This is a genomic window from Cupriavidus sp. USMAHM13 (genome assembly GCF_001854285.1).
Classification (GTDB): Bacteria; Pseudomonadota; Gammaproteobacteria; order Burkholderiales; family Burkholderiaceae; genus Cupriavidus; species Cupriavidus malaysiensis.
Map to the genome: position 1 here is coordinate 3,119,277 of NZ_CP017751.1, position 23,533 is coordinate 3,142,809.

Annotated in this window: 19 protein-coding genes and 1 tRNA gene; 8 read left to right on the top strand and 12 right to left on the bottom strand. The window is 67.9% G+C overall.

The genetic code is table 11. The annotated features are described in order from the left end of the window. Nucleotides 1-13: 13 nt before the first annotated feature. Both BKK81_RS13710 and hrpA read right to left on the bottom strand, forming a co-directional pair. A complete protein-coding gene (locus BKK81_RS13710; protein WP_071013876.1) occupies nucleotides 14-994 on the bottom strand; it encodes a YVTN family beta-propeller repeat protein in 981 nt (326 codons plus the stop codon). Between the two features lie 152 nt (nucleotides 995-1,146). Next, complete coding sequence (hrpA, locus tag BKK81_RS13715) at nucleotides 1,147-5,250, bottom strand: ATP-dependent RNA helicase HrpA (RefSeq protein ID WP_071013878.1); 4,104 nt, start codon at nucleotides 5,248-5,250, stop codon at nucleotides 1,147-1,149. 23 nt (nucleotides 5,251-5,273) lie between these two features. On the opposite strand from hrpA, the gene argA reads away from it, so the two are divergent. From argA to BKK81_RS13730, 3 genes are all read left to right on the top strand, one after another. Further along, nucleotides 5,274-6,710 (top strand): amino-acid N-acetyltransferase, encoded by a 1,437-nt coding sequence (argA, locus tag BKK81_RS13720; RefSeq protein WP_071013880.1) that lies wholly within the window; start codon nucleotides 5,274-5,276, stop codon nucleotides 6,708-6,710. A gap of 156 nt (nucleotides 6,711-6,866) precedes the next feature. Continuing rightward, nucleotides 6,867-7,139, top strand: coding sequence for an oxidative damage protection protein (locus BKK81_RS13725; RefSeq protein ID WP_071013883.1), 273 nt, complete (start codon nucleotides 6,867-6,869; stop codon nucleotides 7,137-7,139). A 284-nt stretch (nucleotides 7,140-7,423) separates the two neighbouring features. Next, complete coding sequence (locus BKK81_RS13730; RefSeq protein WP_071013886.1) at nucleotides 7,424-7,828, top strand: cupin domain-containing protein; 405 nt, start codon at nucleotides 7,424-7,426, stop codon at nucleotides 7,826-7,828. A gap of 32 nt (nucleotides 7,829-7,860) precedes the next feature. On the opposite strand, the gene rpiA is transcribed toward BKK81_RS13730, so the two are convergent. Next, nucleotides 7,861-8,547, bottom strand: a complete 687-nt coding sequence (gene rpiA, locus BKK81_RS13735; protein WP_071013888.1) for a ribose-5-phosphate isomerase RpiA — start codon at nucleotides 8,545-8,547, stop codon at nucleotides 7,861-7,863. Nucleotides 8,548-8,739: 192 nt separating this feature from the next. Between rpiA and tal the strand changes: the two genes are divergently transcribed. Together tal and BKK81_RS13745 are read left to right on the top strand one after the other, a co-directional pair. Continuing rightward, on the top strand, nucleotides 8,740-9,684 hold the full coding sequence (gene tal / locus BKK81_RS13740) for a transaldolase (RefSeq protein WP_071013891.1): 945 nt from the start codon (nucleotides 8,740-8,742) through the stop codon (nucleotides 9,682-9,684). 464 nt (nucleotides 9,685-10,148) lie between these two features. Continuing rightward, nucleotides 10,149-11,021, top strand: coding sequence for a DMT family transporter (locus BKK81_RS13745; RefSeq protein WP_071013894.1), 873 nt, complete (start codon nucleotides 10,149-10,151; stop codon nucleotides 11,019-11,021). Nucleotides 11,022-11,040: 19 nt separating this feature from the next. Here BKK81_RS13745 and BKK81_RS13750 read toward each other — a convergent pair whose 3' ends face one another. The 4 genes from BKK81_RS13750 to rnr form a co-directional block, all read right to left on the bottom strand. Continuing rightward, the gene (locus BKK81_RS13750; RefSeq protein ID WP_071013896.1) at nucleotides 11,041-11,799 is read right to left on the bottom strand and encodes an SIR2 family NAD-dependent protein deacylase; all 759 of its coding nucleotides are present in this window, start codon (nucleotides 11,797-11,799) and stop codon (nucleotides 11,041-11,043) included. Between the two features lie 270 nt (nucleotides 11,800-12,069). Next, the gene (locus BKK81_RS13755) at nucleotides 12,070-13,335 is read right to left on the bottom strand and encodes a GGDEF domain-containing protein (protein ID WP_071013899.1); all 1,266 of its coding nucleotides are present in this window, start codon (nucleotides 13,333-13,335) and stop codon (nucleotides 12,070-12,072) included. A 326-nt stretch (nucleotides 13,336-13,661) separates the two neighbouring features. Next, complete coding sequence (gene rlmB, locus BKK81_RS13760) at nucleotides 13,662-14,408, bottom strand: 23S rRNA (guanosine(2251)-2'-O)-methyltransferase RlmB (RefSeq protein WP_071013901.1); 747 nt, start codon at nucleotides 14,406-14,408, stop codon at nucleotides 13,662-13,664. A gap of 84 nt (nucleotides 14,409-14,492) precedes the next feature. Continuing rightward, nucleotides 14,493-17,090 carry a ribonuclease R gene (rnr, locus tag BKK81_RS13765; protein ID WP_071013904.1) on the bottom strand — a complete coding sequence of 866 codons (2,598 nt, stop codon included), beginning with the start codon at nucleotides 17,088-17,090 and terminating at the stop codon, nucleotides 14,493-14,495. 70 nt (nucleotides 17,091-17,160) lie between these two features. Between rnr and BKK81_RS13770 the strand changes: the two genes are divergently transcribed. The 3 genes from BKK81_RS13770 to BKK81_RS13780 all read left to right on the top strand — a co-directional run bounded on the left by BKK81_RS13770 (nucleotide 17,161) and on the right by BKK81_RS13780 (nucleotide 18,877). Then, nucleotides 17,161-17,247 (top strand) — tRNA-Leu (locus tag BKK81_RS13770). Nucleotides 17,248-17,728: 481 nt separating this feature from the next. Then, nucleotides 17,729-18,163: an Rrf2 family transcriptional regulator gene (locus BKK81_RS13775; RefSeq protein WP_071013907.1), complete on the top strand. Its 435-nt coding sequence runs from the start codon at nucleotides 17,729-17,731 to the stop codon at nucleotides 18,161-18,163. Nucleotides 18,164-18,265: 102 nt separating this feature from the next. Next, nucleotides 18,266-18,877 carry an NAD(P)-dependent oxidoreductase gene (locus BKK81_RS13780; protein ID WP_071013909.1) on the top strand — a complete coding sequence of 204 codons (612 nt, stop codon included), beginning with the start codon at nucleotides 18,266-18,268 and terminating at the stop codon, nucleotides 18,875-18,877. A gap of 64 nt (nucleotides 18,878-18,941) precedes the next feature. Here BKK81_RS13780 and BKK81_RS13785 read toward each other — a convergent pair whose 3' ends face one another. The 5 genes from BKK81_RS13785 to hflC form a co-directional block, all read right to left on the bottom strand. Continuing rightward, on the bottom strand, nucleotides 18,942-19,502 hold the full coding sequence (locus tag BKK81_RS13785) for a phosphoribosyltransferase (RefSeq protein WP_071013912.1): 561 nt from the start codon (nucleotides 19,500-19,502) through the stop codon (nucleotides 18,942-18,944). A 136-nt stretch (nucleotides 19,503-19,638) separates the two neighbouring features. Next, on the bottom strand, nucleotides 19,639-20,979 hold the full coding sequence (locus BKK81_RS13790) for an adenylosuccinate synthase (protein WP_071013913.1): 1,341 nt from the start codon (nucleotides 20,977-20,979) through the stop codon (nucleotides 19,639-19,641). A gap of 118 nt (nucleotides 20,980-21,097) precedes the next feature. Continuing rightward, complete coding sequence (locus tag BKK81_RS13795) at nucleotides 21,098-22,249, bottom strand: ATP phosphoribosyltransferase regulatory subunit (RefSeq protein WP_071013916.1); 1,152 nt, start codon at nucleotides 22,247-22,249, stop codon at nucleotides 21,098-21,100. 95 nt (nucleotides 22,250-22,344) lie between these two features. Further along, nucleotides 22,345-22,533 (bottom strand): DUF2065 domain-containing protein, encoded by a 189-nt coding sequence (locus tag BKK81_RS13800; protein WP_071013919.1) that lies wholly within the window; start codon nucleotides 22,531-22,533, stop codon nucleotides 22,345-22,347. Nucleotides 22,534-22,627: 94 nt separating this feature from the next. Beyond that, complete coding sequence (gene hflC / locus BKK81_RS13805; protein WP_071013921.1) at nucleotides 22,628-23,524, bottom strand: protease modulator HflC; 897 nt, start codon at nucleotides 23,522-23,524, stop codon at nucleotides 22,628-22,630. Nucleotides 23,525-23,533 lie beyond the last annotated feature (9 nt).

The window sequence follows — 23,533 nt, forward strand, 5'->3', positions numbered from 1 at the left end:
CGCGTGCCTGTCGTCAGTACAGCGGCGCGCGCGTGTGGAAGTAGATGCCATGGGGCGAGCGGCCGACGCGGATGGTCTTGACCAGCTTGCGGCTGGCCACGTCGATCAGGCCCACCGAACGCGCCCAGCGGAAGCTGACCCACAGGGTCTTGCCGTCGGCCGTCAACTCCATGTCGTCCGGGCCGGGCGGCAGGCCGGTGATGTCACCCACCTTGGTCAGGGTCTGCTGGTCGATGATGCTGATGGTGCCGGAGACCCGATTGCTCAGGAACAGGTGGCGCTTATCGCCGAGCGTGCGGAAGTTGTGGGCACCCTTGCCGGTCTGGATCTGCTTGACCACCGAGCGGGTATGCCAGTCGACTACGGCGACATAGTCGGCGCCGGTCATGCCGACCAGCACGTACTTCTGGTCGGTCGTGACCCATACGCCGGCCGGCGCCGAACCGGTGGTCATGCGCCACATCACGGTCTGCGTGGGCAGGTCGATGGCGACCAGTTCGTTGGAGTCCTGCAGCGTGACGAAGGCGACCTTGCTGTCTGCGGTGAAGGCGATATGGCTCGGCGTCTTGGCCAGCGGCAGCTGCTTGGCCAGCTTCAGCGCCTTGCCATCCCAGCGGTACAGGTCGACGCGGTCGAGCCGGTTGCCGGTGGTGAGGAACCACTTCTGGTCGGGCGAGAAACCGATCTGGTAGGGGTCGTCGATATTGGGCACGCGCTGCTGCACCTTGCCCGAGAGCGGATCGAGGAAGACCAGGTCGTTACCGACCGCGTTGGCCACGATCAGCGACTTGCCGTCCGGCGTCGCGATCAGGTGGTGCGGTTCCTTGCCGACCGGGAAGGTCTCCAATACCTTCTGCGTGTCCTTGTCGATCAAAGTGATGGTGGCATCACCGGAATTCAGTGTCACCACCACCTCGGCCCGCGCAGGCGCCGACACCAAAGCCAGTGCGCCGGCCGTGGCCAGACCTGCAACAACTCTACGCAATACGAACATAGGACCGGGATTCTGATTCGGAATGGAGCATTCTAACGGTTTCACCTGCCGCGCCGATGACCTGGCGCAAGATTCCGCGCGATTCCGGCCTCAAGAAATACCGCAGGGCGCCGTTAACCGCGCCCCGGCGAGGATGCCGCGCGCTCCGGCCGTCAGCGCTGCATCGACTCCCACACCTTCTGCAGCCGCTTGACCGACATCGGTACCGGCGTGCGCAGCTCCTGCGCGAAGAGCGCCACGCGCAGTTCCTCCAGCATCCAGCGGAACTCGTCGAGCCTGGCGTCTTCCACGCCGCGCCCTTGCGCACGCAACTGCTTTTCGGCACGCTGCCACTGCTGCTGCAGCGGCGCCATTTCCTGCATGCGCTGGCCATCGCGCGCCGGATCGCCCTTGATCTTGTCGACACGCATGGCGATACCCTTCAGGTAGCGCGGATAGTGCACCAGCTGGGCATAGGGCGTGTCGATGACGAACTGCTTGCCCATCAGCCGCCCGAGCTGCCCTTCCATGTCCGCGTAGGCGGCGGCGAAGGACTTGGCCTGCAGCAGCTTGCGCGGCAGCCCCGCATACTCGGCCAGCACCGCGCCGACCAGCCGCGCGATCTCCTGCGCGAGCAGGGACAGGCGCGCCCTGCCCTCGTCCTTGCGCGCGGCGAACTCCTCCGCGTTGCGCGGCAGCGGCTCCTGCAGGCAGGCACGCTCCAGCGCCAGCGCCACGATCTGGTCGCGCAGCATTTCCTGCGTGCCCAGGTTCATGTACTGCATCGCCATCTGCTGCAGCCCCGGGATGTTCTTCTCGACGAACTTGACCTGCTCGCGCAGCTGCAGCGCGAACAGGCGGCGCAATCCGGTGCGGTGGATGCGCGCTGCTTCCTGCGGATCGTCGAACACTTCGATGTCGCAGTGGCTGCCGCGGTCGACCAGCGCCGGATAGCCGAACAGCGTCTGGTTGCCCTTGCGCACCTCCAGCAGCTCCGGCAGCTCGCCGAACGACCAGGCCGTCAGCCGCTCGTACTGTCCGGCCGGCACTGCGGCGGCACCACTGCCGCCGGCCGCCTGCGCCTGACCCGCGCCGCGCGCGGCCAGGCTCTGGAACGACTGCTGCGCCTGCCCGCCGAGTTCGGCGCGCAGTTGCGCCAGGTTGCGCCCCATCTCCAGTTGGCGGCCGTGCTCGTCGACCACCTTGAAATTCATGAAGTGGTGAGCGGACAAGGTCTCGAGCTTGAAGTCGGCACGCTTGACCATGGTGCCGGTCTGCTCGCGGATATCGGCGATCAGCACGTCCACCAGCTCACCTTCGCCGAAGGGACGGCGCTCGACGAAGCCGGCCGCGTAGTCGGGCAGCGGCACGCAGTGGCGGCGCAGCTTCTGCGGCAGCGACTTCAGCAGCAGGTGCACCTTCTCCTTGATCATGCCCGGCACCAGCCATTCGCAGCGCTCGGGGCGGATCTGGTTGAGGGCATACAGCGGCACCGCCAGCGTCACGCCGTCGCGATGGCTGCCCGGCTCGAAATGGTAGGTCAGCGCCATGTCGACGCCGGCCACGCTCAGCACCTTGGGAAACAGCTCGGTGGTGATGCCAGCCGCTTCGTGCCGCATCAGCTCGTCGCGATTCAGGTAGAGCAGCTTGCGGTCGTCGGCGGCGGCCTGCTTGTACCACTGCTCGAAGCTGGCCTGCTGGTGGATGTCGGCGGGGATGGCGCGATCGTAGAAAGCGTAGATCAGCTCATCGTCGACCAGCACGTCCTGCCGGCGCGACTTGTGTTCGAGGTTCTCGATCTCGCGCACCAGGCGCTGGTTGTGCGCGAAGAACGCCAGCCGGGTGTCCAGCTCGCCGTCGACCAGCGCACGCCGGATGAAGATCTCGCGCGCCTCGGCCGGATTCATCGGCCCGTAATGCACGCGCCGGTGCTGGTAGACCACCAGGCCGTACAGGGTGGCGCGCTCCAGCGCCAGCACCTGGCCGGCCTTTTTCTCCCAGTGCGGGTCGCTCCAGCTCACCTTGAGCAGGTGGCCGCCGACCTGCTCCAGCCACTCTGGCTCGATGCGCGCCAGCGTGCGCGCGAACAGCCGGCTGGTCTCGATCAGCTCTGCCGCCATGATCCAGCGCCCCACCTTGCGCGCGATAAAGGAACCCGGCCACAGGTGGAACTTGATGCCACGGGCGCCCAGGTACTCGCGGCCGCGTCCGTCGGCCTCTTCCAGCTTGCAGCCGATATTGCCCAGCAGGCCGGTCAGCAGGGCCTTGTGCATCTGTTCGAAGGTCGGCTCGCTGTCGTTCAAGCGCCAGCCCTGCTCGGTCACGGTGGTCAGCAGTTGCGAATGCACGTCGCGCCATTCGCGCAGGCGCACGTGGGAGAGGAAATGCGCGCGGCACTGCTCCTGCAACTGTCGGTTGGTCTTCTTGTGCGCGACCGCCTCCTCGAACCACTTCCACATGCGCACCCAGCCGAGGAACTCCGACTTCTCGTCGACGAACTTGCGGTGGGCCTGGTCGGCCGCCTCCTGGGCTTCTTGCGGGCGTTCGCGCGGATCCTGCACCGACAGCGCGCTGGCGATCACCAGCACCTCGCGCAGGCACTGGTGGTCGCGCGCGGCCAGGATCATGCGGCCCACGCGCGGGTCCAGCGGCAGCTTGGCAAGCTGGCGCCCGACGGGCGTCAGCTCGTAGCTGTCGCCCTTGTTGTCGATCGCGCCCAGCTCCTGCAGCAGCTGGTAGCCGTCGGCGATGGCTCGGCCGAGCGGCGGCTCGATGAAGGGGAATGACTCGATCGCGGTCAGGCGCAAGGCCTTCATGCGCAGGATCACCGCGGCCAGCGACGAGCGCAGGATCTCGGGATCGGTGAAGCGCGGGCGGCCGGCGAAATCCGATTCCTCATAGAGCCGGATGCAGACGCCGTCCGCGACCCGGCCGCAGCGGCCGGCGCGCTGGTTGGCCGCCGCCTGCGAGATCGACTCGATCTGCAACTGCTCGACCTTGTTGCGATAGGAGTAGCGCTTGACGCGCGCCAGGCCGGTATCGACCACGTAGCGGATACCGGGCACGGTCAGCGAGGTTTCCGCCACATTGGTGGCCAGCACGATGCGGCGTGCGTTGGAGGGCCGGAACACCCGCTCCTGCTCCTGCACCGACAGCCGCGCAAACAGCGGCAGGATCTCCGTGTGCGGTGGATGGTGCTTGCGCAGCGCCTCCGCCGTCTCGCGGATCTCGCGTTCGCCCGGCAGGAACACCAGCACATCGCCCGCCCCCAGCCGGCACAGCTCGTCGACGGCATCGACGATGCCGTCGTACAGGTCGCGCTCGCGCGCGGCAGCGGCCTTGTGCGGGTCGCCTGCCGTGCCCGGCGTGCCCGGCGCATCCTGCTGGATAGGCCGGTAGCGCACCTCCACCGGGTACAGGCGGCCGCTGACCTCGATCACCGGCGCCGGCTTTCCCTGCAGGGTGAAGTGCTCGGCAAAGCGCTGTGCGTCGATGGTGGCCGAGGTGATGATGACCTTCAGGTCCGGCCGCCGCGGCAGGATCTGCCTCAGGTAGCCGATCAGGAAATCGATGTTGAGGCTGCGTTCGTGCGCCTCATCGATGATGATCGTGTCATAGGCGCGCAGCAGCGGATCGTTCTGCGTCTCGGCCAGCAGGATACCGTCGGTCATCAGTTTGACCGAGGCGCCGGGCGACATGGTGTCGTTGAAGCGCACCTGGTAGCCGACGTGCTCGCCGATCGGCGTACCCAGCTCCTGGGCGATGCGCTTGGCGGTGGAGGTGGCCGCGATGCGGCGCGGCTGGGTATGGCCGATCAGGCCGCCACTGCCGTCCGCGCCCGGACCGCGCCCGATCGACAGGCAGATCTTGGGCAACTGCGTGGTCTTGCCCGAGCCGGTCTCGCCCGACACCACCACCACCTGGTGCGCGCGCAGCGCCGCGGCGATCTCTTCCCGCCGCGCCGAAACCGGCAGCGCCTCGGGGAACGTGATCTCCGGCAGCGGATTGGCCGGGCGGCGCGGCCGTGGGGTCCGTGGGGGACGCTCGGCATCGCCCTGGCGCGGGCGCGCGCCGCGCTGCGCGCGGCCGTCCGGTGCCGGCCCGCCGGCACGCACCGGCGCAGCGGCGTCGGCCGCGCCTACGGCGGTCCGGCGCGGGGGCTGCGGGCCGTTCGGGCTGGCGGACTGAGGGCCGGGACGGGGCGCCGGGCGGGACCTGGCCGGCGCGGCGGGCTGCCGCTCCGGCGGCAGCGGCTTGACGGGACGTTGTTCTGACATTGGGCGGGATTATAATCCGCCGGATGAACGCCAGAACCGACACGCCGCAGCCGGCGCCCCAGCCCACCGAGCCGGCCGAACCCCAGCCCGCGCCCCCCGCCACCCCGGCCGACGCCGCCCCTGCCGCGCCCCTCGAGCGCGGGGCCCCGGCGCCGAGCCACCAGCAGTTCGTCGACTGGCTGCGAGCGGTGGCGCCCTATATCCACGCCTTCCGCGGCAAGACCTTCGTGATCGCCTTCGGCGGCGAGCTGGTCAAGGCGGGCTGCCTGGACGCCCTGGTCAACGACGTCGCGCTGCTGCACGCGATGGGCATGCATGTCGTGCTGGTGCATGGCTCGCGCCCACAGGTGCAGGAACAGCTGGCGTTGCGCCAGGTGGAATCCGAGTTCGTCGATGGCGTGCGCATCACCGACAATGCCGCCATCGAATGCGCCAAGGAGGCGGCCGGCGAATTGCGCCTGGACATCGAAGCCGCCTTCAGCCGCGGCCTGCCCAACACGCCGATGGCGGGCGCCCAGCTCTCCGTGGTATCGGGCAACTTCGTCACGGCGCGGCCGCTCGGCATCGTCAACGGCGTCGACTTCCAGCACACCGGCCTGGTGCGCAAGGTGGACGCGGAGTCGGTGCAGATGTCCCTGCATCACGGCAAGGTCGTGCTGCTGTCGCCGCTGGGCTTCTCGCCTACCGGCCAGGCCTTCAACCTGTCGATGGAAGACGTGGCCAGCGCCACCGCCAGCGCGCTGAAGGCCGACAAGCTGATCTTCATCACCGAGGTGCCCGGCGTACCCGACCCGGTCGGCAAGCTGATCCCCGAACTGTCACTGCGCACGGCGGTGGAACGGCTGCAGAACAACCACCTGCCGCGCGACGTGGCCTACTACCTCGAGCACCTGGTGAAGGCGCTCAAGGGTGGCGTGCCGCGCGCCCACCTGATCCCCTACGCGCTCGACGGCTCGGTGCTGCTGGAGCTGTTCCTGCACGATGGCGTCGGCACCATGGTCTCCGATACCGACCTGGAAAGCCTGCGCGAGGCCACGCTGGATGACGTCGGTGGCATCGTGCAGCTGATCGCGCCGCTGGAAGCCGACGGCACGCTGGTGCCGCGCGGACGCCACCTGATCGAGCGCGACATCGCCAACTTCAGCGTGATCGAACACGATGGCGTGCTGTTCGGCTGCGCCGCGCTCTACCCCTACCCGCGCGAGGGCATGGCGGAAATGGCCTGCCTGACGGTCTCGTCCGAGGCACAGGGCACCGGCGACGGCGAGCGCATCCTCAAGCGCATCGAGCGGCGCGCACGCGCGCTCGGCCTCGACCGGCTGTTCGTGCTGACGACGCGCACCGAGCACTGGTTCCTCAAGCGCGGCTTCGTGCACGCCACCGTGGACGACCTGCCGGAAGACAAGCGCAAGCTGTACAACTGGCAGCGCAAGTCCATGGTGCTGCTGAAGAAGCTCTGAAGACACACTGAAGACGCTGCGCGCGATAGGGGCGTGGGCACCGGGTCGCCCGCGCTTCGCTACAATAGCGCCACCCACGCACGGCACGCCGCCCGCCGCCCCGGCGCCGGCGGCGCGTCCCGACAATCGCACCGCACAAAATTCCAAGGAGTCTCCATGGCCCGCATGGTCCACTGCGTCAAGCTGAACAAGGAAGCCGAAGGCCTCGACTTCCCGCCGCTGCCCGGCGAGCTGGGCAAGAAGATCTGGCAGAACGTGTCGAAGGAAGCCTGGGCCGGCTGGCTCAAGCACCAGACCATGCTGATCAACGAGAACCGCCTCAACATGGCCGACACGCGCGCACGCCAGTATCTGCTCAAGCAGACCGAGAAGTATTTCTTCGGCGAAGGCGCCGACCAGGCCGCCGGCTACGTGCCGCCGCAGAGCTGAGCGCCGCACATCGACCGTGATGCGGCCGTGATGCGGCCATGACGCAAAAGGGTGCCGAGGCACCCTTTTTTGTTTGCCAAGTTCCGCCCGCCTGTTACGCTGGCCGCCGGCCTTTGCTACGATGCGTCCACATCCGCACGGCGCGCAATCCGGCCCGCCCCTGCATCACCCCTGCATCACCCTGCATCTGCGGCCAGCCTGCCGCCCAGGCAGCCGCCATGGCAACGGCGCAGCATGAAGCAAATCGAAGCAGAACGACAACCCCGGGCAGAGGAGGAGAGGAGATGGACCGCAAGATGACGCAGTACGCCGGCGCGCTGGCATTGGCCGGCCTGGCGCTGGCTTCCGGCACGGCGCTGGCCCAGGCCGGCGGCCTGACGCGCACCCTGGTCTCGCGCGAGGACACCTCGGTGCCAGGCCGCGAGGCCGTGGTGGCGAAGGTGGAGGTGGCGCCGGGCGCTCATGCCGGGCGCCATACGCATCCCGGCGACGAAATCAGTTACGTGACCGAGGGCGAGGCCGAGTTGCTGGTGGACGGCCAGCCGCCGCGCCGGATCAAGGCGGGAGAAGCCTTCGTGGTACCGGCCGGCGTGGTCCACGACGCGCACAATCCCGGCACTACGCCGGTCCGGCTGGTCGGCGTCTATGTGGTGGAGAAGGGCAAGCCACTGGCCAGCCCGGCTCCCTGAACGGGCCGGCACGCAGGCCGGCCCCGACGGCATCAGAAGTCGGTGCGCCGCACGCCGTCCTGCGTGCCGAGCAGCAGCACGTCCGCCCCGCGCAGGGCGAACAGGCCGACCGTGACCACGCCAGGCAGTTGGTTGATGTCGGCTTCCATGCCCTTGGGATCGGTGATGCGCAGTCCGGCCACGTCCAGGATCACGTTACCGTTGTCGGTCTTGTAGATCCCGCCTTCCTTGGTCATGCGCAGCTTGGGCTGGCCGCCCAGCGCCGCCAGCCGGCGCGCGACGGCCGCACGTGCCATCGGCACCACCTCGACCGGCAGCGGGAACGCCCCCATGGCCTCGACCAGCTTGCTGCCGTCGGCGATGCAGACGAAGCGTGCCGCGACCGAGGCCACGATCTTCTCGCGCGTCAGCGCGCCGCCGCCGCCCTTGATCATGGCGCCGCTGGCGTCGATTTCGTCGGCGCCGTCGACATAGACGGGAATCTCGTCCACTTCGTTCAGGTCCAGCACGGTGAAACCATGCTGCTGCAGACGGCGCGTCGATGCCTCGGAGCTCGATACGGCACCCGCGAAGCGGTCCTTGAAAGCCGCCACGGCATCGATGAAGAGGTTGGCGGTCGAGCCGGTGCCGACGCCGAGCACCGCGCCCTGCGGTACTTCCTGCTTCACGTAGTCGGCGGCAGCCTGGGCGACCAGCGCCTTGAGTTCGTCCTGATTCATGACAGAGCCAGTGGATGCATTGGATGGAAACCCCGTAGTGTAGCGGATCGCACCGGGCGGTCCTGCACGCCGGAAGCCACGGGTACAATGGCCGCAAGGGGTGCCGCCCTGCGCGCCCTCCCCCATCCTCCTCTCTGCCGGGCCGTGCCGCCACCGGCGGCGGCGCCCGCGCAGGCCAGCAATGGACCGATCATGAACCAGCTCGCGCAACTGAAGCAGTTCACCACGGTGGTCGCCGACACCGGCGACTTCCAGCTGATGAAGCAGTACACGCCACAGGACGCCACCACCAATCCTTCGCTGATCCTGAAGGCCGTGCAGAAGCCTGACTACCGCCCGCTGCTCGAACAGGCCGTGCGCGACCATGGCGCCGCCGGCACCGATGCGGTGATGGATGCGCTGCTGATCGCCTTCGGCTGCGAGATCCTGGCGATCGTGCCGGGACGTGTCTCGACCGAGGTCGACGCGCGCCTGTCCTTCGACACGGAGGCCACGGTCGCCAAGGCACGCCACCTGATCGCCCTCTATGAGCGGCGCGGCGTCGCGCGCGAGCGCGTGCTGATCAAGATCGCCTCGACCTGGGAGGGCATCCGCGCCGCCGCCGTGCTCCAGCGCGAGGGTATCCGCTGCAATATGACCTTGCTGTTTTCCCTGGCCCAGGCTGTCGCTTGTGCCGAGGCCGGCGCGCAACTGATATCGCCCTTCGTCGGTCGCATTCTCGACTGGCACAAGAAGCAGGCCGGCGACAAATGGGACGCCGTCGCCAACGCCGGCGACAACGACCCGGGCGTGCGCTCGGTGCGCCAGATCTACGAGTACTACAAGAAGTTCGGCCACGCCACCGAGGTGATGGGCGCCAGCTTCCGCAGCACCGGGCAGATCCTGGCCTTGGCCGGCTGCGACCTGCTGACCATCAGTCCCGGGCTGCTCGAGCAGCTTGCCGCCGGCGAGGGCGCAGTCGAGCGCAAGCTTTCCGTCGAGCAGGCACAGTCCGCCAATGTGGCGCGCGTGGCCAGCGACGAGCCGGACTTCCGCTGGCAACTGAACGAAGACGCGATGGCCACCGAGAAGCTGGCCGAAGGCATCCGCCTGTTCGCCGCCGATGCGGTCAAGCTGGAAACGCTGATCGCCGCCTGAGCCCGGCCAGCGACGGGCGCTTGACGCCAGCGCCCGTCGCCTCTAGCATCTCTGCTGGCCTGTCCGCCCTTAAGTCCGCCCTTAAGTCCGCCCTTAAGTCCGCCCTTAAGTCCGCCCTTAAGTCCTCCCTGAAGCGCCTGAAGCGCGGCGGAGGCCATCCGGAACACCGAACTTCCCATGACACCACGCACCCGCCTGCCGCAAGCCGTATGCCCCGACCATCGGGCGCACGGCTTCGCACGCACCGCGCGCACTGGTGTCGTCGCATCTGTCGCGCCTCCCCCGGCGTCCCCGCCGTGCGGCGTGGTCGCCGCGGTCGTCAGCCCGCCGGCCACGGCCGTCGTGCTCGGCTGATCCTCCCAGCCCTTTTCCGCTCCAGCCTGCCCTGATCCGCCGGTCGTGCCGACCGGGGTGCCGCTTTGCGCGCGGCTGGAGCCTGTTGTTGCCTCGACAGGTGCAAACCCATGAAATCCAATGGAAGTCTGTGGACCGCCTATGGTCCGACCGCCCTCTTCGTGCTGCTTTGGGGTAGCGGCGCGATCTTCTCCCGCTGGGGCCTGGACCACGCCAGCCCCTTCGTCCTGCTGTCGCTGCGCTTCGCGCTGGCCGGCGGCTCGCTCGCCGCGCTCGGCCTGTTGCGCGGCGAGGAATGGCTGCCGGCGCCGGGCACACGCCTGCGCGTCGCGCTGATCGGCTTGCCGCTGATCGGCGGTTACACGGCATGCTATTTCCTCGCGCTGGCACATGGCATCACACCCGGGGTACTGGCCACGGTCTGTGGCGCCCAGCCCATCCTGACGCTGGCCTGGCTGGAACCCGGCGCGCATCCGCGCCGTTTGTCCGGCCTGGCGCTGGCACTGGGCGGCCTGGCACTGGTGGTCGGCCAGGGCATCGCGGCGGCACACTTTTCCGCTGCCGGCATGCTGTCCGCCCTGGGCGCGCTCGCCTGCATGACGGTCGGCGCGATCCTGCAGAAAGGCATCGCACAAACACCGGCTCAGGTCCTGCCGCTGCAATATGGCATCAGCCTGCTGCTGTGCCTGGCACTGCTGCCGGCACAGCCGGTGGCACTGGAGCCCGGCATCGGGCTGCTGCTGCCGCTGCTCTGGCTGGGCCTGGTGATCTCGGTCGGCGCGCAGCTGCTGCTCTACCGCATGATCCGGGGCGGCAACCTCGTCAATGTCACCAGCCTGTTCTACCTGGTGCCCGGCGTCACCGCCGCCATGGATTTCCTGCTGCTGGGCAACCGCATGTCGGCGTCCAGCCTGGCAGGCATGGCCATCATCCTGTGCGGACTCTACCTGGTGATGCGCGCCCCGGTGGCGGTGGCTCGCTGAATCCGGACAGGACGGCGCCTCAGGCGCCGTCCTGCCGGACCAGCAGCGGCAGGCAGGCCCCGGCCGGCGCGCGCAGCACCAGGTCGGCGGTCTCGTCCAGTGCGGAAGGCTGGGGATTGATCACGATCACTCGCGCCCCTTCGTCCTTGGCGATGCCGGGCAACGCAGCCGCCGGATAGACCAGGCCCGAGGTACCGACCACCAGGCACAGGTCGCAATGCTGTGCCGCCTGCTCGGCGCGGAAGCGCGCCACGCGCGGCAGGTCCTCGCCGAACCAGACCACACCTGGTCGCAGCATGGCGCCGCAGGTGCCGCAGCGCGGCGGCTCGCCCGGCACCGCCGTGGCGATGTCGCAGCGGCCGCAGCCGTCCAGCCACTTGTCGGCGAACAAGCTGCCGTGCAGTTCCACCACGTCCTGGCTGCCGGCGCGCTGGTGCAGGCCATCCACGTTCTGCGTGACCAGCGTCAGCGTCTTGCGGCCGGCCAGCTCCGCCAGCGCCGCGTGGCCCGGGTTTGGCTGCGCAGCAGCCACCATTTCGCGGCGATGCTGGTACCACTTCCAGACCATGCCCGGATGGCGGCGGTATGCCGCAGCACTGGCCAGCTCCTCAGGATCGTAGCGCGCCCACAGCCCTGTCAGCGCGTCGCGGAAGGTCGGCACGCCGGACTCGGCCGAGATGCCGGCACCGGTCAGGACGAAGATGTCCCGGGCTGCAGCGACCCATGCGCGCGCGGTCTGCACCTGCTGCGGATCCAGTAATTCCTTTGTTTCACTCATGACTTCTCCCGCGCCCGCCTCCGGTGCGCCGCGATGCCGGCGCCGCCGCGGACGGCATGCCCGCGATTCTAGTCCACTGCATCAGAGAAAACGCACCCGGGCGCGCAGCCGAGCGGCAGTGCCTCCAGGTCGCAGGCTAGGCGCAAAGCGCAGCCATGGCACGGCTATGGCGAGCATTTGCAACGACGCATGCGGCCTGGACGCGCTGTCGAACGGGGGGCTTTTCGAATGACGCAATGGACTAGTGCCCTGCACCACCAATGCGTCGACTCAGGGCACCAGCCGCCCGCCCGGCTCGCCCTGGCGCACCGTGTCCGTCCACGGGCTGGACTCGTACAGGGTCAGGGGCAGCGAGCCCTCTGCGCGCACCATCGGCCTGCCGCCCCATTCGCGGTAGCGGATCGTATTGCGGCCCGCGTGCTTGGCCTCATACAGCAAGGCATCCGCTGCGGCTATCAGGGAAGCTTCCGTCACCGACTCGCCAACGGTGGCGAAATTCACCGCGAGCACACCGAAACTGGCCGTCGCAGCGATAGCCAGCCCGGCGTTGTCCACCTCGGGCCTGCCGGCGATGGCGGCACGCAGCCGCTCCGCCACCGCGAGAGCGCCATCCAGGTCGGTCTGCGGCAGCACCACCAGGAACTCCTCGCCGCCGAAGCGCACCACGCTGTCGACATGGTCGCGCGAGGCGCTGCGCAACTGGGCGGCGACCCGCTGCAGCACCACATCGCCGGCCTGGTGGCCGTAGGTGTCGTTGATCGACTTGAGGCGATCGATGTCGCAGACCATCAGCGTCAGCCAATGCCGGAAGCGGCGTGCCCTGGCGATCTCCATCGGCAGCAGTGTCTGGTGCAGGTGGCGCCGGTTGAAGCAGGCGGTCAGGGGGTCGTGCACGGACAGCTGCTGCAGGTCCATCAGGACGCGGTACTCATCGCGCCAGAGCCGATGATAGCGGCGCGCCGCCACGATGCCGAAGCTGTTGACGAGCAGCAGCAGCATCGCCATGGTCTGCGCATCGGATGGCTCGAGCTTGCCGATGCGCACGGCAAGCAGGATGAACGCCGCGGTCGCGGCGAGCGCGATCCCTTGCGCGATCCAAAGCCGGTTGGGAATGAACACGTAGACCACGATCAGCATGATGCACAGCGACATCGCGTGCCACGGGATTTCGTGCGGCCGGAACCAGACGATCAGCATGAAGGTGGACATGCCGACGATCTCGGCAATGCTCGCCGCGAACCAGACCGTGTTGACGGACTCGGGCTGCTGGCGCACCAGGTGCAGGCCCAGCACCGCCGTGACCGCGACCAGCGTGCGCGCGGCGAGCAGGCAGAGCGCTGCGCGGCCTTGCCCCAGGACCGCCACGTCCGTCAACGAAAATGCGACGTAGAAAAGCGAGCAGAACAGCAGCGTGAGGCGCAGCGACGCCTGGGTGCGGCTGAGATGGTGCAGCTGAAAATCCCGCTCGGTTTCAGGCTGCGTGAATTCGACGCGCAGCCGGTCTAGTGCAAGTTCGGTACGGACTTCCGGATTCAAGGTGAGTGGCGCAGCGATTGGGATGGCGCGAATGTATTACAAAATCACCGATCCCGCCCTGCCTTTTGGCCGATGCGATCAAAAAGTCAGCGCAAATGCGTCACTATGTCCGGATTTCTGAGAGTTTTTGTCGGGATTTCCCGCATTTGCGCGATGGCTGCCCGCCTGCGGCAAGCATCCGGCCGGGCAGAGCATGCCGCCCGGTACCGTCGACGCAGCCCCAGGCCCGTTGCGCAGCGGCAGGGGCCCTGGGACAAGATCCAGAAACGAAAGGAGGGAGCGATAGAGAAGGAAAGCAGCAAGCCCGGCCGGATGCGCGAACTCTGTCAGCCCGCCAGCACGCGGCGCTGGCGCACGGCCTCGTACAGGCAGACGCCGCTGGCCACGGAAACGTTCAGGCTCTCGACACCGCCGGCCATCGGGATGCCGACCAGTTCGTCGCAGGTCTCACGGGTGAGGCGGCGCATGCCCTCCCCTTCGGCCCCCATCACCAGCGCCATCGGCCCCTTCAGGTCGACATCGTAGAGCGTCTTGTCGACGCCGTCCGCGGTGCCGACCACCCAGATGCCGCGTTCCTGCAGTTCGCGCAGGGTGCGCGCCAGATTGGTCACCGTGATGTAGGGCACGGTCTCGGCCGCGCCGCTGGCGACCTTGGCCACGGTGGCGTTGACGCCGACGCTGCGGTCCTTGGGCGCGATCACGGCGTGCGCGCCGGCCCCGTCGGCCACGCGCAGGCAGGCACCCAGGTTGTGCGGGTCGGTGACGCCGTCGAGCACCAGCAGCAGCGGCGGGCCTTCGATGCCGTCTAGCAGTTCATCGATGGTCAGCGCCAGCGATGCCTCCTCGGCGCGTGCCACCACGCCCTGGTGGCGGTCGGTGCCGGCCAGGCCGCGCAGGCGCTCGGCATCGACCGGATGCAGGCGCACCCCCAGGCTCTCGGCCAGGCGGATGAAGTCCTGCATGCGGCGATCGCGGCGCGCCGACTCGACATAGACATCGGTGACACCGGCCGCGTTCTGGCGCAGCCGGGCGGTGACGGCATGGAAGCCGATCAGAAGTTTGTGTTTAGCCATGGCGCGATTGTACCCGCCCAGCCGGCCGGGCCCGGCGGGAACCGGGCATCGGGGGCCGGAAGGCAAGCGGCAGGAACACCGGGCTCAGCGCTTGCGCGCGGGGCGGCCGCTCTTACCGGCAGGCTTGGGACGCGGCTTGGCGCCCTTGCGCGGCGTGGCGAGGTGCTGCGGCTTGGGCTTGGCGGCACGCTTGGCGGGCTTGCCCGCCGGCACGTGCGCCTTGCCGGGTGCCTTGGCTGGCATGATCACGGCCTCGAACACTGGCTGTTCCTCGATCACGCGGTCCAACGTTTCGTCGAAGGACTCTTCCGGCTTGGAGGTGCCGCCAAGCAGGGCTGCCAGTTGCTTGCCGCGCTTGCGCGCCGGCTGGGCGTGCGCGGCCGGCACGTGGGGGGCGGTCTCCGATGCAGGCGGGCGGCCGCCGCGCAACGCCTTGGCAGAGGGTTCCTGCACCAGGCCGAAGTCGATCTTGCGCGCGTCCAGGTCGACGCGCAGCACCTGCACGCGTACGCGGTCGGTCAGGCGGTAGCGGATCCCGGTACGCTCGCCGCGCAGTTCGTTGCGCGCCTCGTCGTACTGGAAATAGTCGCTGCCCAGCTCGCTCACATGGATCAGGCCCTCGACGTACAGCTCGTCGAGCTGCACGAAGATGCCGAAGGAGGTCACGGCGCTGACGGTGCCGGCGAACTCATTGCCCAGCTTGTCGCGCATGAAGTAGCACTTGAGCCAGGCCTCGACATCGCGCGAAGCCTCGTCCGCGCGGCGCTCGTTGGCCGAGCAGTGCAGGCCCAGCTCGTCCCAGATCGCCTCGTTGCGGCGCGCGCGCGCGGCCACCCGTTCGGCCTTCTGCTCCGCATCCTTGGCCTGCAGGCGGCGCGCCTTGGGTGCGATCGCGGTATTGAGCACGACGCCGTCGGCATAGGCCGGCTGATACTTGGTATGGGCCAGCACCGCCTTGATGGCGCGGTGCACCAGCAGGTCCGGATAGCGCCGGATCGGGCTGGTGAAGTGCGTGTAGGCGGAATAGGACAGGCCGAAGTGGCCGATATTGTCCGGGCTGTAGACAGCCTGCTGCATCGAGCGCAGCAGCATGGTCTGCAGCATCGGCGCATCGGGACGCGACTTGATCTTGTCCATCACCTCGGCATAGTCCGAGGCCTGCGGCTTGTCCCCGCCGCCCAGGCTGAGGCCGGCGGTCTTGAGGAACTCGCGCAGCAGCTTCAGTTTTTCCTCGCTCGGGCCCGCATGCACGCGGTAGAGCGCAGGGTGGCCGAAGCGTTCGAGGAAGTCGGCCGCGCACACGTTGGCGGCCAGCATGCACTCCTCGATCAGGCGGTGCGCATCGTTGCGGGTACGCGGCAGGATCTGCTCGATCTTGCCCTGCGCATTGCAGACGATATAGGTCTCGGTGGTGTCGAAGTCGATCGCACCGCGCGCGCGCCGGGACTTGAGCAGCACCTGGAACAGCTCGTACAGGTCCTGCAGCTGGGGCACCAGCTCGACGCGCTTGTGGGCTTCGGGCCCCTTGGTGTTCGACAGCACGGCCCAGACCTCGTTGTAGGTCAGGCGCGCGGCCGAGTGCATCACCGCGGGATAGAACTGGTAGGCCTTGATCTCGCCCTTGGCGGTGATGACCGCGTCGCACACCATGCACAGGCGGTCCACCTGCGGGTTCAGGGAGCACAGGCCGTTGGACAGCTTCTCCGGCAGCATCGGGATCACGCGGCGCGGGAAGTAGACCGAGGTGGCGCGGTCGAGCGCGTCGGTGTCGAGCGGCGTGCCGGGGCGCACGTAGTGCGACACGTCGGCGATCGCCACGATCAGGCGCCAGCCCTTGCTGCGGCCGATCTTGACCGGTTCGCAATAGACCGCGTCATCGAAATCGCGTGCGTCCTCGCCGTCGATGGTGACCAGCGGCACGTCGCGCAGGTCGATGCGGTGCTGCAGGTCGGACGGCTGCACCGTGTCGGGCAACGCGGCCGCCTCGGCCGCGGCTGCAGCGGAGAAGGCATGCGGCACGCCGTACTTGCGCACGGCGATTTCGATCTCCATGCCCGGGTCGTCGATGTCGCCCAGCACCTCGACCACGCGCCCCACCGGCTGCACGTAGCGGTCCGGGTATTCGACGATCTCGACGCTGACCACCTGCCCCACCTTGGCCTTGCCCTGCGCGTTGGGCGGGATCAGGATGTCCTGGCTGATGCGCTTGTCCTCCGGCGCCACCACCAGCACGCCGCCCTCGCTGAGCAGGCGGCCGATCACGCGCCGGTTGGCGCGCTCCAGAATCTCGACGATCTGGCCTTCCGGACGACCGCGCCGGTCGTAGCCGACCACGCGCACCTGCGCGCGATCGTTGTGCATGGCCTTCTGCAGTTCGCGCTCGGGCAGGAAGATATCGTCGTCGCCGTCGTCGCGGATCAGGAAGCCGAAGCCGTCGCGGTGGCCTTGCACGCGCCCGGTGACGAAGTTCGGCTGGTGGGCCAGCTCGTAGCGGCCCTTGCGGTTCAATTCGACCTGCCCGTCGCGCTCCATGGCGGCGAGCCGTTTCTGGAAGCCGTCATGCTCCTTGCGCGTGACGGCCAGAGCCTTGGCGATATCCCCCGCCGACAGCGGCGAGCCGGAAGTTCTCAGCACGCCCAGGATTTCTTCCCGGCTGGGGATCGGATAGTTGTTCTGATTCAATTTCTTCAAAGAATGATTTGACAAACGCTTTGCGCTCTCTATAATGAGCGCTTCGGTTGTTTCGACACCTGCCCAGGTGGCGGAATTGGTAGACGCACTAGGTTCAGGTCCTAGCGGTGGCAACACTGTGGAGGTTCGAGTCCTCTCCTGGGCACCAGATCACCGGGAAACCCGCAGCGCTTTCGAGCCCTGCGGGTTTTTTGTTTTCCACTTTGCTGTTTCCCGGACCCGGCAAATTCCACTCCCCGTTCGCGCCGCAGCGCGTGAATGCGTGAACGAAACGCTCGATCGCGCGATTACTCTATTGCTCTATTGCTGCTCTAGTGCTCGAATGCAACTGGGCCGCAATACGACAGCCCTGCTGACGCAGCCGGCGGATATCGCCTGGATGTCCGCGGGCCACCTGGCAACCGACCCTCTGGCAGGCCACGGTTGCGCCGTGGGCCAGTGTATCAGTTTCAGTGCCGCTTCCGGCATCCTTCCGACAGAAACGCTCAGATGCTGTTGGAAGTTCCCCTCTTCGGACCAGCAAAGCAGCCCGACGCCGACAGTCCGCGCAGCCGCCCGCCTCACCTGGTCGTCCGCCTTGACAGGCCGGTCTATCTGTAACTATGATGGTTACATATTGACCGCCCACCATGACCACCAGCAGCCGCTTCGCCGTCGCCGTGCATATCCTGACCCTGCTTGCGCAGACTGGCGAACCATTGCCGTCATCGCTGATCGCGGGCAGCGTGGGCACCAACCCCGCCCTGATCCGCCGACTCATCGGCCGCCTCGCGGAAGCCGGCATGGTGACCACGGTCATGGGCAGCACCGGTGGCGCCGCGCTGGCCCGCCCGGCCGCCGGCATCACCTTGCTCGAGGTCTTTCGCGCCGTCGAGACGAGCGCGCTGATCTCGCTGCACCACAGCGCGCCCAACCCGGCCTGCATGGTAGGCCGCGAGATCACCGGGGCGCTCAAGCAGGTGGCGACGCGTGCCCAGGACGCGATGGACCAGGCGCTGGCCGGCATCACGATTGCCGGCATGCTGGAAGAAGTCGAACAGGCCGCACAGCGCCACCGGCGCTGATTTTTTTATCCCGATATGTAACCACAATAGTTTCATATCGACCGCCCGCAATACGCGGGCATTGACTAAGCTGTCATCAACCTGCAGACAAGGAGAATTGCAATGAAGATCGCCATCATCGGTGCCACCGGCCGCGTCGGCACGCGCCTGATCGACGAGGCCCTGCGCCGCGGCCACACGGTGACCGCACTCTCGCGCAAGGCCACCTCCCTCGCGCCGCGCGCCGGCCTGAGCACGCTCGACGTCGACGTGGCGGATGGCGCCGCCCTGGCCGCCGCCCTCGCTGGCCAGGATGTGGCCATCAGCACGGTGCGCTTCCTGGACGCGAAGCCGGAACAGATCCTCGGCCCGGTCAAGCAGGCCGGCGTGCCGCGCCTGCTGGTGGTCGGCGGCGCCGGCAGCCTCTTCGTGGCGCCGGGCACGCAGCTGGTGGATGCGCCGCAGTTCCCCGAGATCTACAAGGCCGAGGCGCTCGCCGGCCGGGACTTCCTCAACGCACTGCGCAGCGAGACCGCGCTGAACTGGACCTTCCTGTCGCCTTCGGCCTTGTTCGAGCCTGGCACGCGCACCGGCAGCTACCGCACGGGAGAGGAAACGCTGCTGGCGGACGCCAGCGGCAAGAGCTGGATCTCGATGGAAGACTACGCCATCGCGATGCTGGACGAGATCGAGAAGCCGGCGCACGAACGCCAGCGCTTCACAGTGGGCTATTGAACCAGCGCAGCATCAGCAGGCGACGGCCGGGGCGGTAAGCCCTCCCCGACCGCTAAGCGCGGGCTCAGCCCTGGGTTGCGTCGCCGCCGTGGCGGCCGCGCTTGAGCCAGGCCGACAGGTTGTGCGGACGTAGCGTGTCGTATTCTTCGAAGGGTTGGTGGATCCAGGGATTGGTCGCCAGGTAGGCGACGTGGTAGTCCGGCGCCACCTTGGAGCAGGCCTTGTACCACAGCACCGCCGACCGCACTTCGGTCACGGCGGGATAGCGCTCCTTCAGGTGCCGGCCCACACGCTCCAGGGTCACGCCCGAATCGACCAGGTCATCGACCAGCAGGATCTTGCCGGTCAGTTCGCCGCGCGTCATGGTGATGTACTGGGCAATATCGAGCTCACCCTGCTGCGTGCCGGCCGCCTCGCGATAGCTGCTGGTGGCCAGGATGGCGAGCGGCACATCGAAGATGCGCGACATCTGGTCGCCGACGCGCAGGCCGCCGCGCGCCAGGCACAGGATCTTGTCGAACTTCCAGCCGGACTCGTGCACGGTCAACGACAACCGCGCGATCAGGCGGTGATATTCGTCCCAGGAGACCCACAGGTTCTCGTCGTCGTTGCTCGGCAGGTTCATGATTGGCTCTTCACTTTGGCGCGGTGTCGCGCTCGTCTTGTCAGGGCCTCCGGTGCCGGAGGCGGATACGTTTCGGCCCGCTTGCGCGGGCCGTATTGCTTGCCGACGCGCCGCCGGTGGGCGGCACCCGGAGGCGTCAAGCCAGGTAGGGGTGACGCAGCAGAATGGTCTCGTCGCGGTCGGGGCCGGTCGAGATCATGTCGATCGGGATGCCGACCACTTCTTCGATGCGCTTCAGGTAGACACGGGCCGCCTCGGGCAGTGCGTCCCACTGCTTCACGCCGAACGTGGACTCATTCCAGCCCGCGAACTCCTCGTAGACCGGCACGCAGCGCGCCACGGCATCCGAGCCGCGCGGCAGGATGTCGACGGTGTTGCCGTCGAGCGTGTAGCCCACGCACAGCTTGATGGTTTCGAGGCCGTCGAGCACGTCGAGCTTGGTCATGCAAAGGCCCGACACGCCGTTGATCTGCACCGAGCGCTTGAGCGCGGCGGCGTCCAGCCAGCCGGTGCGGCGCGGACGGCCGGTCACCGAGCCGAATTCCTTGCCGACATTGGCCAGGCGCACGCCGACCGGATCCTGGCGCGACGGATTGTCGTTGTCGTACAGCTCGCTGGGGAACGGCCCCGAGCCCACGCGCGTGCAGTAGGCCTTGGTGATGCCCAGGATGTAGTTCAGGCGGCCCGGGCCGACGCCCGCGCCCGCGGCAGCGGCACCGGCCACGCAGTTGCTGGAGGTGACGAAGGGATAGGTACCGTGGTCGACGTCGAGCAGCGTGCCCTGCGCGCCTTCGAACATCAGGTTGCCACCGGCCGCGTTGACCGCGTACAGCTCGGCCGAGACATCGGCCACCATCGGCGCCAGGCGCGGCGCATAGGCCAGCGTCTCGTCCAGCGTCTGCTGGAAGTCGACCGCTTCGGCGCCGAGGTACTGGGTCAGCACGAAATTATGGAAGTCGAGGTTCTCGCGCAGGCGTTCGGCGAACTGCTGCGGGTCGAACAGGTCCTGCACGCGCAGTGCACGGCGCGCCACCTTGTCCTCGTAAGCCGGTCCGATACCGCGGCCCGTGGTGCCGATCTTGCCGGCGCCGCGACGCGCTTCGCGTGCCTTGTCGATGGCCACGTGGTAGGGCAGGATCAGCGTGGTCGCCTCGGACACGCGCAGGCGGTTCTGCACCTGCAGGCCGGCCGACTCCAGTTCCTCGATCTCGCGGAACAGCGCTTCCGGCGACAGCACGACACCATTGCCGATATAGCAGATCGTGCCTTCACGCATGATGCCCGACGGAATCAGGCGCAGGATGGTTTTCTTGCCGCCGATGATGAGCGTGTGGCCGGCGTTATGGCCGCCCTGGAACCGCACCACGCCCTTTGCGTGGTCGGTAAGCCAATCGACGATTTTCCCTTTGCCTTCGTCACCCCACTGGGTGCCGATCACGACGACATTGCGTCCCTGGCTTACTGCAGAAGCGGACATGTTGTTTCGGTCAGAAGGTTAAAAACGTATTCTACTCTCGTTGCGCGGCACGCCCGCCATTTTGGAGGCGCAAGCGCGCACGGGCCGCCCCACGCGGCCCTGCCGGTGATGCGAAGGCTCAGCGCGGAATGACTTTCCAGGCTCCGTCCTGGCGGACGAGCTGGCGGTCGCAGTTGAACTCGTCGAGTTCCTTGGTATGCCCCGGCAGCGACTGGATGACGATCTCGCCACCCGCGCGCAGCGCCGCGATCGCCGCGCGCAGCGCGGGATCGGCATCCCACGGCGCGAATACGGCCAGCGCCCGCACTTCGACGGGCGACAACGACGCCACCTCGCGCAGGTCGAGCGAGAAGCCGGTCGCCGGACGGGCCCGGCCGAAGGCCTCACCGACCTTGTCGTAACGGCCGCCGCGCGCCACATAGTTGGGCAGGCCGGCAACGTAGGCGGTGAACATCACGCCGCTGTGGTAGTGGTAGCCGCGCAGGTCAGCCAGGTCGATATTGACGCTGGCGTCGCGCACCTCGCTGGCGAGGAAGGTCAGCTCGTCGAGCGCGCGCTGGATCTTCGGGCTCGCCGGCAATACGGCGCGCGCGCGCTCCAGCACCTCGACTCCACCGTACAGCGTCGGCAGCGCCAGCAGCGCATCGCGCTCGGCCTCCGGCATGCCTGCCGTGATCGCGCGCAGCGCGGGCACGTCCTTGGTCTCGAGCGCGGCGAACAGGTCGGCCTCGATCTTGCGACCAGACGGCAGCCCCTCCAGCAGAGCCTCCAGGATGCCGGCATGACACAGGTCCAGGCGGATGCCCGACAGGCCAGCCGCACGCAGCGCGGCGAGCATCAGCTCCTGGATCTCGACGTCAGCCTCCAGGCCGGCATGGCCGTAGATCTCGGCACCGATCTGGATCGGCTCGCGCGTGGCATGGAAGCCCGCCGGCCGCGCATGGAGCACATTGCCGGCATAGCACAGCCGCGTGACCCCGGGACGGTTCAGCAGGTGCGCATCGATACGCGCCACCTGCGGCGTGATGTCCGCGCGCAGGCCCAGAGTCCTCCCCGAGAGCTGATCCACCAGCTTCAGCGTGCGCAGGTCGAGGTCGTGGCCGGTACCGGTCAGCAGGGACTCCAGGTATTCCATCATCGGCGGCATCACCAGCTCGTAGCCGTAGGTGCGGAACAGGTCCAGCATGCGGCGGCGCAGTTCTTCGATCTTGCGCGCCTCCGACGGCAGCACGTCGGCAATGTTTTCAGGCAGCAGCCAGTGGTCGGACATGGGGGAATCTCTTCTCGGTGAATCTGGTAATCGGTTGCGGGCGGCCGGTCCGGCCAGCCGCCCGGGGCGGCACGCGCGTTCAGGACTTCAGGACATCAATGCCGCAGCAGCAGGACGCCCAGCAGGCCGGCAGCCATCGCTACCAGCCCGAACACGCGCAATTGTGCATCAGGCAGCTGTGTCAGGCGAAGCATCGCCTGGCGCCACAACGCCGGCGCGGCAAAGGGAAGCATCCCCTCGAGCACTAGCAGCAAGGCCAGCGCGAGCCAGAGTGCGTCACTCATCGAAGTGCCCCAACAAGCATCGTCGCACCCGCCATCCGGACAAAACCCCGGCCGGGGCCGGGGTCTCGCCTGAAGCCGGGGCTGGCCGGACCGGTCAGCGGCGTCCCGCCGGTGCCGGCGCCGCACCGCCGCTCGAACGCATGTACTTGAAGAACTCGGAATCGGGCTCGAGCACCATCAGGTCGCGCTTGTCGCGGAAGGTGTTGCGATAGGCTTCCATGCTGCGCCAGAACTGCGCGAACTGCGGATCACGGCCGAAGGCCTCGGCGTAGATCTGCGACGCGCGCGCATCGCCCTCGCCCTTGGCCTTCTGTGCATCGCGGTAGGCCTCGGCCAGCAGCACTTCGCGCTGGCGGTCGGCATCGGCGCGGATCTTCTCGCCCTCGGCTGCCCCGGTAGAGCGCAACTCGTTGGCCACGCGCTTGCGCTCGGCCTCCATGCGGCGATAGACGGACTCGCTGATCGCCGGCAGCAGGTCGACCCGCTTGAGCCGCACGTCGAGGATCTCGACGCCGACCGACTGCGCGTACTCCGCCATGCCGGCGCGGATGTTCTGCATGACCTTCTCGCGTTCGCCGGCGACCACATCGGCAACGGTGCGCTTGCCGAATTCCTCACGCGCGACCGAGTCGATGCGCTGGGTCATGCGGTCCTGGGCGCCGCGGATATTGCCGCCGAAGGCCACATAGAACTTGCGCGGATCCGTGATACGCCACTTGACGAACCAGTCCACCACCATGCTCTTCTTCTCGGCGGTGAGGAAGCGCTCGTTGGCTGCCACGTCGATGGTCTGCAGGCGGCGGTCCATGAACACCACGTTCTGGAACGGCGGCGGCAGCTTGAAGTGCAGGCCGGGCTCGCGCACGACCTGCTTGATCTCGCCGAAGGCGAAGACCACCGCGTATTGGCGCTGGTCCACCACGAACAGCATGGAGGAACCCACGGCCAGCACGATCAGCAGGCCGATGACGAAGGAAATGAGTCGATTCATGTCTGGCCT